This is a genomic window from Zhongshania marina (assembly GCF_002915595.1).
Lineage (GTDB): Bacteria > Pseudomonadota > Gammaproteobacteria > Pseudomonadales > Spongiibacteraceae > Spongiibacter > Spongiibacter marinus_B.
The window spans coordinates 29,606-42,454 of sequence record NZ_PQGG01000002.1; the positions used below are offsets into that span (position 1 = coordinate 29,606).

At 49.4% G+C, this 12,849-nt stretch carries 11 protein-coding genes; 6 read left to right on the forward strand and 5 right to left on the reverse strand.

All coding sequences use genetic code 11. The annotated features are described in order from the left end of the window. Nucleotides 1–34 precede the first annotated feature (34 nt). The 4 genes from C0068_RS00200 to C0068_RS00215 all read right to left on the reverse strand — a co-directional run bounded on the left by C0068_RS00200 (nt 35) and on the right by C0068_RS00215 (nt 5,583). On the reverse strand, nt 35–1,465 hold the full coding sequence (locus C0068_RS00200; RefSeq protein ID WP_103682478.1) for an aldehyde dehydrogenase family protein: 1,431 nt from the start codon (nt 1,463–1,465) through the stop codon (nt 35–37). 35 nt (nt 1,466–1,500) lie between these two features. Next, nucleotides 1,501–2,634 (reverse strand): acyl-CoA dehydrogenase family protein, encoded by a 1,134-nt coding sequence (locus C0068_RS00205; RefSeq protein ID WP_103682479.1) that lies wholly within the window; start codon nt 2,632–2,634, stop codon nt 1,501–1,503. Between the two features lie 60 nt (nt 2,635–2,694). Next, nucleotides 2,695–4,299 (reverse strand): GMC family oxidoreductase, encoded by a 1,605-nt coding sequence (locus C0068_RS00210; RefSeq protein ID WP_103682480.1) that lies wholly within the window; start codon nt 4,297–4,299, stop codon nt 2,695–2,697. 105 nt (nt 4,300–4,404) lie between these two features. Continuing rightward, nucleotides 4,405–5,583, reverse strand: a complete 1,179-nt coding sequence (locus tag C0068_RS00215; protein WP_158249881.1) for an aromatic ring-hydroxylating oxygenase subunit alpha — start codon at nt 5,581–5,583, stop codon at nt 4,405–4,407. A gap of 371 nt (nt 5,584–5,954) precedes the next feature. Here C0068_RS00215 and C0068_RS00220 point away from each other — a divergent pair, with 371 nt between their 5' ends. Further along, the gene (locus C0068_RS00220; protein ID WP_103682482.1) at nt 5,955–7,154 is read left to right on the forward strand and encodes a cytochrome P450; all 1,200 of its coding nucleotides are present in this window, start codon (nt 5,955–5,957) and stop codon (nt 7,152–7,154) included. Nucleotides 7,155–7,207: 53 nt separating this feature from the next. On the opposite strand, the gene C0068_RS00225 is transcribed toward C0068_RS00220, so the two are convergent. Beyond that, on the reverse strand, nt 7,208–7,816 hold the full coding sequence (locus C0068_RS00225) for a glutathione S-transferase family protein (RefSeq protein ID WP_103682483.1): 609 nt from the start codon (nt 7,814–7,816) through the stop codon (nt 7,208–7,210). Nucleotides 7,817–8,078: 262 nt separating this feature from the next. On the opposite strand from C0068_RS00225, the gene C0068_RS00230 reads away from it, so the two are divergent. From C0068_RS00230 to C0068_RS00250, 5 genes are all read left to right on the forward strand, one after another. Then, nucleotides 8,079–8,519, forward strand: a complete 441-nt coding sequence (locus C0068_RS00230) for a Zn-ribbon domain-containing OB-fold protein (protein WP_146047810.1) — start codon at nt 8,079–8,081, stop codon at nt 8,517–8,519. After that, nucleotides 8,516–9,679 (forward strand): thiolase C-terminal domain-containing protein, encoded by a 1,164-nt coding sequence (locus C0068_RS00235; protein WP_103682485.1) that lies wholly within the window; start codon nt 8,516–8,518, stop codon nt 9,677–9,679. The genes C0068_RS00230 and C0068_RS00235 overlap by 4 nt, the downstream gene beginning before the upstream one ends. Before the next feature lie 142 nt (nt 9,680–9,821). Beyond that, nucleotides 9,822–10,619, forward strand: a complete 798-nt coding sequence (locus C0068_RS00240; RefSeq protein WP_103682486.1) for an enoyl-CoA hydratase-related protein — start codon at nt 9,822–9,824, stop codon at nt 10,617–10,619. A gap of 27 nt (nt 10,620–10,646) precedes the next feature. Beyond that, a complete protein-coding gene (locus tag C0068_RS00245) occupies nt 10,647–11,534 on the forward strand; it encodes a crotonase/enoyl-CoA hydratase family protein (protein ID WP_103682487.1) in 888 nt (295 codons plus the stop codon). Between the two features lie 73 nt (nt 11,535–11,607). After that, nucleotides 11,608–12,828, forward strand: a complete 1,221-nt coding sequence (locus C0068_RS00250) for an NAD(P)/FAD-dependent oxidoreductase (protein WP_103682488.1) — start codon at nt 11,608–11,610, stop codon at nt 12,826–12,828. The last annotated feature ends 21 nt before the right edge of the window (nt 12,829–12,849 follow it).

The window sequence follows — 12,849 nt, forward strand, 5'->3', positions numbered from 1 at the left end:
AGCGTATAAAAAAAATATAAAAATAGCGCTTTTACTAGCGGGTTTTCTTTAGCTGCATTTTCAGCATTTTATCAATGGTGTTTCCGTACGGCGGATCCATCATCGCGCCGAGCTTTTTATACCAACCTTGTTCAAAAACTGATTTGGCGTGTGAAAATCGTTTAAAGCCAGCGCCGCCACCCCAGTAACTGCCCATGCCACTATGTCCTACACCACCAAAGGGAAGATCAGACATCATAAGCTGCATCATGACTTCGTTAATCGCTAATCCACCAGAACTGGTTTGACTTAGGATCGTTGCTTTTTCTTGCTCATTATCACCGAAAAAATATAGCGCCAACGGGCACTCGCCCTTGTTGACGTAATCAACAGCGTCTTGGAATGTTTTATAGGTTTTAATAACCAAAATCGGCCCGAAGATTTCCTCCTGCATTAGGCGGCTATCCTCCGGTGGATCCACTACAATCGCGGGCGTAAATTGACGGCGCGCATCGGTGGCGCCCACATCAACTGTAATAATATTACAGGACTTGGCTTGTGCATCAGCTATTAGCTCATGCATGCGCTTGTAATGAGCATCGGTGGCGATCGATGCATAATCTGCCGCAGCCTTGTCTAGCGGGTACATTTTAGTCACCGCAGCCTTAGCCTGCTCAATAAACTCATCGAGCTGCGCGTCGGGAAGCAAAACATAATCAGGGGTAATACAGCCCTGCCCAGAGTTAATGAGACGACCACTCATGGTTCTCGATGCGGTATAGGCGATGTCAGCACCGGCACCAATAATCACCGGAGACTTACCACCCAACTCCAGCGTGACCGGCACTAAATTGCGCGCGGCTGCAGCCATAATATGTTTAGCGGTACCGGCACTGCCGGTATACATCAAATGATTAAAGGGAAGTTCAGCAAATGCGCGGGAAACCTCAACTTCACCGGTAACAATCGCCAACTCACTCACATCAAAATATTCAGGCAGTTTCGTCGCCAGCAAGTCGGCAGCGTGGGGCGAAAACTCCGACACCTTAACCATTACCCGATTCCCGGCACAAAAGGCATCCATACTGGCAACTATCGCCATTGCCAAGGGCCCGTTCCAGGGCACCATAACACCGACCACACCGAGAGCTTGATATTTTATATAGGTTTTCGCACCCATAAGGTTAAAGGGAAAATCCGGTTTACGAACCTCATCCTTCATCCAGTTTTTTAAATTCTTTTTTATTGATTTAGCGTGATTGATAACGGGAATAATTTCTACCGCTTTAATAAAAGAATCTGGCTTGTGGATCCAATCCTTTTTAGTGGCTTCAACAATGGCATCTTGATTATCGATTAAAAAGTCCACACAGCGTTCAACACGATCTATACGCGTCTGAATACTCGCGTCTCCCTCCTGCATAAAACTTTCGCGCTGAATACGCAAAATGTCGCCTAGCGATTCTGGACTATTTGCCGCCATCATATTTTTATACTCCCCAATTATTGTATGGCCTGAAATTAGCTCGCGCGCAAAGCCGCGTGGCGCATAAGGTGATAATCTGCACTGCCAAATTCTGATTCAATAAGCGTCGCGCGCTTAAAGTAGTGACTTATCGCCAGCTCGTCAGTCATGCCCATACCGCCGTGAAGCTGTACCGCATTTTGACCAACAAAACGGCAGGCTTTACTGATGGTAACTTTGGCAGCAGAGGCAGCAACAGCTCGCTCATTTACTGAAGAAGATAAATTCAAGGTCACCAAATAGGCCGCCGAACGAGCCATTTCGATTTCCATATACATGTCGACCATACGATGCTGTAGGGCCTGAAAATTTGATATTGGCTGACCAAATTGTTTACGCTGCTTGGTGTAGGCAACCGTGTCTTCATGCAGCACCGACATCAACCCTACCGACTCTGCAGAGAGTGCCGCGATTGCTTCATCGCCGGCTTGCTCTATGTTAGCTAGCGCTTCTCCGACCTCGCCGATAAGCGCCTCGGCACCTATTTGCACATTATTAAATTCAACATCCGCAGCACGCCGACCATCAATTGTGGGGTACTCACTCATGCGAATGCCGCTGCTAGCTTTATCGAGCAAAAATAAAGAAATACCACTGCTATCGCCGGGCTTGCCGCTGGTGCGCGCCGTCACTAATAAATGGGAGGCCCACGGCGCCGCCATCACCACCGATTTTTTGCCGTTTAGCAGCCAACCCTTACCATTGGCAGTAGCAGTGCTCGCAAGCGATTTAAAATCGTAGCGCGCATTAGGTTCACCCCATGCAAATGCCACAATCCGGTCACCAGCAGCAATATTGGCAAGCATCTCGTCGGCGGTAGCGCCACCAGCACGTGCCAATATGCCACCACAAATAACGACGGTTTCCAGATATGGCTCTAATACCAAACTGCGTCCGAACTCTTCCATAACCAGCATGGTGCTTACGGCATCCATACCCATACCGCCAACTCGCTCTGGCAAGGTCATCGCGGTAATTCCTAAGTCCTCTGCAAAAGCCTTCCAAATGTCGGGACGCCAGCCATCGGCCAAACTCGCTTGGCGGCGCGCTTCAAATTGGTAATTAGCTTGCAAATAACTTTGCAGACTTTGGCGGATGAGGTTTTGTTCTTCGGTGAAAGAGAAATCCATAAAATCTTGTTCCGCTAATAAAACCAAATAATGTCAAAATATCTTTGCGAACCGCCGGCTTTAAGCATCGCGCAAAATAATATCCGCCGCGCGCCACGCCATTGCCATGGTCGGTCCGTTGGTATTGCCCGACGGTATTTGCGGCATAATCGATGTGTCCATCACCCGCAGACCAGACACGCCTCTTACCCGTAACGCTGGGTCAACCACCGAATCTGCATCCTGCCCCATACGGCAACTACCCACCGCATGATAACCACAGCTACCGTAGCGGTCGTATGCGGCGATAATGTCGTCGTCAGAGACACACTGCGGCCCCGGATAGGTTTCTTCGGCGATTAATTCTTTCAAGGGCTGCTGAGCAGCATAGCGACGCGCAATATTCACTGTTTCTATCATTAAAGCGCGATCTTCCTCGGTACTGCGATAGTTCGGCTTCAAACTCGGCATCGCATTTGGGTCACGGCTATTGATATGTATCTCCCCTTTTGACGTTGGGCGCAGCGGATAACCGACGATCCCCATACCGGGAAAGGTTTCTAATTTTTCGCGGTTGGTTTCGAAATCAAAACTAAAGGGCGCAACGAGAAACTGAATATCAGGCCGAGGGACTGACTTGCTAGATTTAAACCACGCACCCACTTCATAGGCACCAGAAGACATCGGGCCAGTCTTCTTTATAAAGTACTGAAAAACGTTTTTAAGCAAACGCCAGCCGCTGTATTCGACGTTTTCAGATAGGGGCTGATTTAGTTTCCATTGAGCAATAATGCCCCGATGTTCAAGTAAGTTTTTGCCAACTTCAGGGCTGTTGTGAACCACCGGAATATTCAAGCTATTCAATAAATCTGCAGGGCCAACACCGGAGCGCTGCAAAATACCCGGCGACGCCATAGCGCCACCGGCAATAATAATTTCTTTGTTTGCAGAGTAACTGCGTTTCTCTGCGCCTTTTCCGACCAGCGCATCAACACTCACTGCGCGTTTGCCTTCAAACTGCACCTTGTCTACCAAGGCTTTTGTCACAATCGTTAAATTGGGGCGATCTCTAACCGGATCGATAAACGCCTTTGATGCGCTCTGGCGCTTTCCATCCCAGATTGTGCGCGAGGCGTAACCAACACACTCGGCGTCAGTTGGTGCATTAACGTCTTCAACCCGCGGCAAACCCATTGCCGCAGCAGCATCAATCATCGCCTCGGTCAAACGGTTGCGACGATTAGCTAAACTGACTTTTTGCGGGCCTTTGCCACCTCTGGTTTCGCCCTCACCCAACTCGTGACACTCCAGGGCTTTATAGGCTGCGCCAATATGCTCCCAAGACCAATCTTCGCTTGATTGCGCAGCAATTTCGTTAAAATCAGAGGGTTGGCCGCGAACATACATTAGGCCGTTCATTGAGCTAGAACCGCCCATCACTTTGCCGCGCGCCCACACTTCTTCTTTGAAACCATTGCCTGCCTCGGGGTCAGCCGGATACGCCCAAATATGATTTGGATCAGTCATCAACTTGCCCAAACCCTTAGGCATATGCACAAGCGGGTGGCTATCTTCGCCACCCGCCTCTAACAGCAAAACGCTATTCTTTGGATTTTCCGAAAGTCGGTTAGCCAGTACACAACCAGCAGCGCCTGCGCCAACCACAATATAGTCAAAGCTATTCATTTATTATTGTCCCCACAAGCCACTGAACTTGCTCAGAATCCGCAGCGGTCATCTTTTAGCCGCAGCGGAACTTGGTGTTTTTATTACCGCGATAATTGTCGGCGTCTAGCGATCTTCTGGCGCCAAATACGATTCGATAGAGTCGTGGAACGGCCCAATCATTTCTTCAAGACCGCCAAAAAACACCTCTTTAATCGCGCCAGAGTTCATGCCTTCTTGTTGCAATTCCGCCGCCCTAAAATCTTCGCCACCAAAGACTTCATCAATAAGCGCAAAGGACTTCGCATACAACGCTTCTGCTTTTTCACTATCTGCAGGGCCTTTTACCAACATGTAATAATCGACTACGGTACGATCCTTCGCGCGCGGCATTAAAATCATAACGCTGAAATAATACGGACTGGTGATGACCACGGTATTTGGGAATACCAAATAGGCGTGGGTAACAAATTTGTGAAGGTTGTCCACCTCCTCTTGCAGCATCTCTGGCTTAAAGTTCGCCTTACCCGAGGTTTGGCGCTGGTGATCGCCAAGATGGGTATACACACTCGGCACATCCACAAACATGCTGGCGATGGAGTTCGCGTGTAATCTTTGTATGTGATATGCCTCTAAGAATGGCTCCATCACAAACTTCCAATTGGTTTTTAAATCGTAAAGGCGACGCCCGTAGACGTGCATTTTATCTAACCCAAATGATTCCAAATCTTCAGCGACTTGATCGGTTCCCTCAATTTGTTCAGGCGCATAATCGGGATCAAGCCCTACCCAAATAAAACCACCTGATTCATAACAGGTTAAGCTGACCAAGCCTAAATCGCACTTCTTGGCGCTAGGAAAAGTTTCTTGACGGGGAATACCCACCAAAGCGCCATCCATACCGTAGGTCCATGCATGGTATGGGCAAGACACCCGCCCCGCTTTTACCGGCTTATCGCCTTCCACTAATTTTGAGCCACGGTGCCGACAGGCATTGATAAATGCGTGGGCAACGCCATTGCGGTCGCGGGTTAGCAGCAGCGGAACACCGTAGCAGTCCTGCGGCAACGACATGCCCGGCTCGGGCAAATACGCCGAAGGAGCGGCGACCACAGGCACCTTTTTAAAGAGATCGCGCATTTCTGCCTCAAAGCGCGCCTCACTTAAATAAACAGAGGTCGGTCGACTCGCTTCTGTAGTCGGTATGTGAGCATCTTCTGGCGCACGCAATTTTGAAATAGCATCCCACTGACTGGCCGTCAGACCTAGGGGAACCTTCTCTGCCACTTTGCTGCTCTGCTCCATAATCATTCCTCTCTTATTCGTATGCGGCCAAGCTAATCCCAGCCCAAAGCTGCATTAAACTTAGCTTTAAAACAGCGGGGTGAACTCACAAGCATCGTAAAAATGCCGATTACTCATTATGCATCCAGACTAAAAGAGCATTTATCTAATGTCAATAGTTTTAAGTGTATATTCAAGTGCGCTTACAAAGCCTTTACAAAACTAATAACGATAGATAATATGATTTGAACGATGCTGCTAAGTGCCCATATTGCTTGCCGCATCAGCGCGACTAGACTGACTGACAGCAAGGCCTCGTCGTATCCGACGACGCCATCTAGACCCAAAATAATTGAATATACTCAAGCCACGACTTGAGAGGGATTATCGTCATGCATAGCAAAGTAAGCATTCCAGACCACATACCACCGCATCTTGTATTTGATTACGACTACCACGGTGACGCCAGAGTTAACGCCGAGGTTCACACCAGCTTAGAAACACTCCATGACGACGCTCCCGATGTATTCTTTACACCGTACAACGGCGGTCACTGGGTAGTTACCCGCCACGATACGATCTCTGAGGTTGTTCGCGATCCAGAACATTTTTCCGCGAGCGAAATGCAGATACCCCGTATCGAAAATCCACCGATGTTTATTCCACTGAACCTCGATCCACCAAACAACATTCCCTATCGGCAAGCGCTGATGCCCGCATTCTCGCCCAAGGCAATAAAGGCGCTAGAAGGCAAAATTCGGTACTGGGCGGGCAAGATTATCGACGACGCTATTGCTGGCGGCGAATGTGATTTTATAAAAGATATCTCTTCGGTATTCCCCGTTACCGTATTTATGGAATTAATGGGCATGCCTTTAGATCGCCTGCGTGAATTCCGTGCCCTATCCGACGCTTTTTTCAGCACCAACTCGCAAGAAGAAATACACCAACTTTCTATGCAAATTATTGGTGTTATGACTGAGATTGTTGAACAAAAACGTGCCAACCCCGCTGATGATTTAATTAGCCATATTCTCACCGTAAAAATTAACGGCGAGCCTATTAGCATGGAAGAAATTCAAAACATGTGCTTCCTGCTCTTTTTGGGTGGCATGGACACCGTAACCAATGTTACCGGCTTTACATTTAGACAGCTGGCGAATGAGCCCGCACTCCAAAAACGCCTAGTAGATAATCCTGCTGACATTACTAAATTTGTCGACGAAGGGATTCGCAGCTTTGGTGTAATTAGTACCCCGCGCCTAGTCGCTAAAGATTGCGAAAAATTCGGCGCAAACTTTAAAGCCGGCGAAATGGTATTGTGCCTGTTGCCGATATCAGGTCGGGATGACCGCAAAAACAGCAATCCAAATACCTTTAACATAGATCGGGAAAAAGACGACAACCACACCCTGACCTTCTCAATCGGCCCCCACCTTTGCATTGGTCATTTATTGGCTCGCACTGAGATTCGAGTACTAACAGAAGAATGGGTGAAGCGTATTCCAAGCTTTAAAATAAAAGATGGCACCACACTCGACTTCCGAATGGGCTTTGCGCTGGCACTTACCGGCCTACCCCTAACTTGGTAAGCAAAACACCATGCATACAGGCTCACTGAGCCTGTATGCATAAAGTGTGAACTTTAACTTTTTGCCCTTGCCGCTTGATACGCCGAACGACTTTGCAAACGATCAAAATAAACCGTGATAGCCGGCGTAAAATATTTTTGATATCCAAACAAGCTGCTCAACAATAAAGCATAGCCCACTGAAATATCCGCCGCCGTAAATCGCTCACCGCACAAATAAGTTTTGCCTTGCAAACCTGCATCCAGCACCTTTAAGCGCTCCTGCAAGAAAACACTAAGGTCTTCGCCCACCACCGGCAGACGTTGTGGCTTAGGTAGAAACAGGGTGTAGCGCAAAATTGTGGCCTGAATATTCGCCAATGAAGCCTCGCCAAAATGCATCCAGTTCAACCAGCTACCGTAGTCTGCTTCATCGGGTGTAAGCCGCAGCTCACCACCGTCGTAGCGATTAAGCAGATACTCTAATATGGCAACAGATTCACTCATTTTGGTATCGCCATCGACCAAATACGGCAAAGTACCAAGAGGGTTAACCGCCAAAAACTCCGGGGCCTTTACCCGCGGAGGGAACGGCACAACATCTAAATCGTAAGACACGCCCAACTCTTCCAGTAACCACACGCAGCGCAAAGAGCGGGTATCAACACTATGGTATAGCTTCATTTTTTATTCCTGTAATGACAATGAGAACGCGAAATCATCAAGCTAGCAGCATGAATCAAAAATAATCTAATGACAATAGATTGTAGAGTTTGTAAGCTTAGCAGGCAGAAAAGCAGTGCAGCGACTAAGATTTTCATAAGCTTTAATTGCTAAAAAACGCATAAGCCAAAATCAACGCGAACATGGGGTACTCATCTTATATCCGCTCCCCCAGCGCAATCTAAAAAGCAATAATTTGAACACAAGGTGTCAGGAGAATCGTGTGAAAGGTATCGGAGCAGACGAAGCATATTGGCAGGCACTCAGTGCTGGCGAACTCAAACTACCGCAATGTAGCGCATGTGGCAAAACACATTGGCCCGCAGTATGGCGCTGTGGCGAGTGCGGCAGCTGGGAGCACGAATGGAAGTCTTTTGAGTTCAGCGGCACTATTTTTAGCTGGGCACGCACTTGGCATGAATTCGGTGCGGCCAAAGAATTCGGCCTCCCCTATGTGAGTGTCGTAGTCGAGATCGATAACGCTAATGGCAGACGTTTATTAGGCACCATCGCTGGCAATGCGGAAAACATCCGCATTGGTGATCGCGTGCGCGGTGAAGTCATTAGCGTCAATATTGAAGACGAAGTCATACCCGCACTGCGCTGGCATTTAGACGACAAGCCCTCTACCGCTACAAAATTCAACTCGGGAGCAACACTATGAACCGCGCATCCCAAGCTAAAGTCGCCGTCGCCGGCGTCGGACTACGACAGTACAAACGCGGCGGCGCAACGCTGCCAGAGCAAGGCATATTAATCAGAGCAATTATCGATGCCTGTGAGGATGCAGGATTTAATCCAGCAGATGTAGATGGCTTTGTCTCCTACGGCGACGACAAAAATGAACCCGTCAGGCTGATGCCAGACTTAGGAACCAAAGAGTTACGCTGGAATTCCCAGGTTTGGGGCGGTGGCGGTGGCGGTATTGCAGCGGCCTTCGGCCAAGCGGCAGCAGCAATTATTAGCGGCCAAGCCAATGCCGTCATCGTATTTAGAGCCCTCGCCCAAGGCAATAGTGGGCGCATGTCCGCCGCAGTTATGCGCCACCACCTGAATGACCATATCATGGGTGCTGGGCTTATTGCGCCAGCCCAAATTTGTGCTCTGCGCGCCCAACGGATGTTCGAATATCACCAAGTACCACACTCGGTTACTGAAGAATTGGTAAAGGCTTCTTACTACCACGGCGCCAAAAATCCCGAGGCCAGCTCCTTCGGCAAGGAACTCGATCTAGAAGCCTATCGCACTGGTCGCTGGGTCACGGAGCCGTTCAGATTATTCGACTGCTCTAGGGAAAACGACGGCGCCGGCGCACTCCTGCTAGTTTCTACCGAACAGGCCCGCGACCTTAAAAAGCCGCCCATAACGCTTTTGGGGGTGGCCAACGGTGCAAGCCAAGGCTGGGGAGACCTGATCGAAAACGATACCGATTACGCCTCTGCCGGTTTCAAACCCGTCGCAGATCGGCTGTGGGAACAAACCGGCTTGCAACCAAAAGATATAGACGTTGTTCAGCTATACGAAAACTTCAGCGCCCAAGGTATCGCCTCATTAATTGATCACGGCTTTTGCACCTATGAGAACGTCGCTGAGTTCGTGAAATTTGAAAACCTCATTGCAGATGGTGGCAAATTGCCGGTAAACACCTCCGGCGGCAACTTTGCCCAAGGCTTTATTCACGGCATAGGGACTCCCATAGAAGCTATTCGAGTATTACGTGGCGAATCGGCAAACAACGTCGCCAATGCCAAAACCTGCTTACTCGCCGGCGGCCCAGGAGCCCCCACCGTTAGCTCGGCCATTTTTAGCGTAGATGATCGTTAATTCGTGCTCATTACCGTTTGAGCATGGCGCATCATATCTAAGGCATGCAAAATACGGCCTACGTAATTTCCAGCTCCAGCGAGTAATTCAAGCCGCGCACAGCGCGGCACTCCTAGGCGCTGCCATATAAGGATGATAGAAAATGAATTTTCAAGAAATCACCGTTGAGATTCGCGAATCCGTCGGCATTCTCACCCTCAACGCACCGGAAACCCTCAATGCGCTGACACCGATTATGGTAGGCGAAATCACCGAGGCAATTGACTATATTGCCAACAATGCACGCGCAATGATCCTCTGCGGCTCAGGTCGCGGATTTTGCTCAGGCGCCTCGCTAAACCCAGCCAACCCCCTTACACCCATGTCAGCAGATCGCAGCCAGCGCGATATCGGTATTATTTTAGAGAAGTTTCTAAACCCAATAATGACCAAGCTCAAAAACCTGCCCATTCCTTGGATTAGCGCCGTTCGCGGCAGTGCCGCTGGTTTTGGCGCCTCGCTTGCACTTGCCGGCGACATGATCCTTGCCAGCGAAAACGCCACTTTTATACAAATCTTCTCAAAAATCGGCCTTGTTCCCGACGGCGGCGCCACCCACTTACTTAGCCGCACAATCGGCCGCGCCCGCACCATGGAATTAATGCTAACAGGAGATCGCTTAAGCGCAGAAAAAGCCCTGGACTGGGCGCTGGTCAACCGTGTTGTTACAGACGACACCTTAGAGGAAGAGGCCTTCAATACCGCCCTAGCCCTTGCCAAGGGCCCAACCGTCGCCCTAAGCCTAATTCGCAAAGCGGTTTGGACCGCCGTCGACTCAAATTGGGAAACCAGCTTACAAACCGAGCGTGAATTGCAGAAAGTAGCGGGACAAACCGCCGACTTTGACGAAGGTGTTGCCGCCTTTGTAGAAAAACGCGCAGCCAAATTCACCGGTCAATAATTTACTAATGTATCAGGACGGCTTTTGATGAACTTCCAATATCTACTTTATAAACTTGAAGACGGCATTGCGACGATCACCATTAACCGTCCGGACAAACTTAACGCCTTCACCCCCGCAATGGCGGATGATTTAATCTCGGTGATAGATCACATCGACGCAGACGACGATGTCAAAGCCGTGGTGATTACCGGCGCCGGCCGCGCTTTCTGCGCAGGAGCTGACTTATCATCCGGCAAAGATACCTTTAATGGTGAAGGCGACGGTGAATCTGCGGTACGTGCAGGCGATACGGTAGATTACAGCGACGAGTCTGTTCGAGATATCGGCGGTCTTGTCACCCTGCGACTCTATCGCTGCCTTAAACCAATTATTGCCGCCATCAACGGCCCTGCGGTGGGTGTTGGCATTACCATGACCCTGGCGATGGACATTCGACTCGCCAGTGAAAATGCCAAGGTTGGCTTTGTTTTTGCTCGCCGCGGCATTGCGCCAGAAGCGGCCTCCTCGTTCTTTCTTCCCCGCATTGTAGGGATATCTCGCGCACTAGAATGGTGCTTTAGCGGCCGTGTTTACCCAATTTCCGAGATCAAAGACAGTGGATTGATCAGAAAAGTGTGTTCTGAGCAAGAATTACTTCCTGAAGCCTATGCAATTGCACGCGAAATCGTAGACAATACGGCTCCGGTTTCTGTAGCCCTGATCAGACAAATGTTGTGGCGGGGGCTGGAAATGAACCACCCTATGGATGCCCACAAGCTAGACAGCAGGGTAATACTTAGCCGGGGTCGCAGCAGCGATGCCGCCGAAGGTGTTGTATCATTCATAGAAAAGCGTCCACCGGAATTTAAAAATCAGGTGTCGAAAGACATGCCAGATTTTTACCCGTGGTGGGACGAACCAAAGTACCTATAAAATATAATCCATGAGTCTTACGGCAGCCCGCAAGACAACATGAAACTGAACAAGAGCCTCCTGGAAATGACTTATGAGTGAACACTGCATTATTATTGGAGCCAGCCACGCCGCTGCCCAATTAGTATCCAGCCTCCGCCAAGAGGGCTGGGAAGGGAAAATCTCGCTAATCGGCGACGAACCTAATTTACCCTACCACCGTCCGCCCTTGTCAAAAGCCTTTTTTGTCGGCGAGAAAACCGAAGACGAGCTATTAATTCGCGCGGCGGATTTTTACGAAAAAAATAAGGTTGATCTACTTTTAGGCTCACGCGTGACCGTCATTGATCGCGACGCCAAGAAAATCACCCTAGAAGACGGCGCCGAAATTTCTTATACCAAACTGGCCCTCACCACCGGCGCTCGAGTTCGCAAAATCCCCTTCACCGGCAGTGAACTCGCCGGCGTGTTCTATATGCGCGATCTTAACGATGTTAAGCAAACCCACAAATTTACTGGCCCAGGCAAATCAGCAGTTATAATTGGTGGTGGCTATATCGGCTTAGAAACCGCCGCCTCGCTGCGTAAAATTGGCATGAAGGTAACGGTTATCGAAGCCATGTCGCGGGTATTACAGCGTGTAACAGCCCCCGAAGTGTCGGCATTTTACACCCGTGTACACACCGAGGAAGGTGTTGATATCCGCACCGAAGCCGGTGTCGATGCCATAGTCGGTGAAAAACATGTAGAAGGCGTTCGCCTCGCAGATGGCAGCACCGTAGCTGCTGACCTTGTGATCATTGGCGTGGGTGTTATCCCTAACATCGAGCTTGCTGAATCGGCTGGCCTCACCATAGACAACGGTATTGCAGTAAACGAGTTTGCCACCACCAACGACCCAGATATTGTGGCTGCGGGCGACTGCACCAATCACTACAACCCAATTTATGACCGTAAACTCCGCTTGGAATCGGTACAAAACGCTACTGATCAAGCTAAAATTGCGGCCAAAAGCATTTGCGGTAAACCAGAGGAGTATAATGCGCTTCCGTGGTTCTGGTCAGATCAATACGATTTGAAACTTCAAATTGCTGGACTCTCACAGGGATTTGACGAGGTCATTATCCGTGGTGACAGTGAGCAAGGCCGTAGTTTTGCTGCATTCTATTTCAGTGAAGGTCGTTTTATTGCAGTAGATGCGATTAACCGGCCAAAAGAGTTCATGATGAGCAAGCGAGCCTTAACCGCAGGGCAAACCGCTGACCCACTGAAACTTGCCGACGAGTCTATTGAAATCAAAGACGCCTTTAACTAATTCAAAGTACGAGAACACATA

Coding starts and splice junctions, on each gene's coding strand:
- C0068_RS00200 (WP_103682478.1), bottom strand. CDS start 1,465: ATGATGGCGGCAAATAGTCCAGAATCGCTAGGCGACATTTTGCGTATT.
- C0068_RS00205 (WP_103682479.1), bottom strand. CDS start 2,634: ATGGATTTCTCTTTCACCGAAGAACAAAACCTCATCCGCCAAAGTCTG.
- C0068_RS00210 (WP_103682480.1), bottom strand. CDS start 4,299: ATGAATAGCTTTGACTATATTGTGGTTGGCGCAGGCGCTGCTGGTTGT.
- C0068_RS00215 (WP_158249881.1), bottom strand. CDS start 5,583: ATGGAGCAGAGCAGCAAAGTGGCAGAGAAGGTTCCCCTAGGTCTGACG.
- C0068_RS00220 (WP_103682482.1), top strand. CDS start 5,955: ATGCATAGCAAAGTAAGCATTCCAGACCACATACCACCGCATCTTGTA.
- C0068_RS00225 (WP_103682483.1), bottom strand. CDS start 7,816: ATGAAGCTATACCATAGTGTTGATACCCGCTCTTTGCGCTGCGTGTGG.
- C0068_RS00235 (WP_103682485.1), top strand. CDS start 8,516: ATGAACCGCGCATCCCAAGCTAAAGTCGCCGTCGCCGGCGTCGGACTA.
- C0068_RS00240 (WP_103682486.1), top strand. CDS start 9,822: ATGAATTTTCAAGAAATCACCGTTGAGATTCGCGAATCCGTCGGCATT.
- C0068_RS00245 (WP_103682487.1), top strand. CDS start 10,647: ATGAACTTCCAATATCTACTTTATAAACTTGAAGACGGCATTGCGACG.
- C0068_RS00250 (WP_103682488.1), top strand. CDS start 11,608: ATGAGTGAACACTGCATTATTATTGGAGCCAGCCACGCCGCTGCCCAA.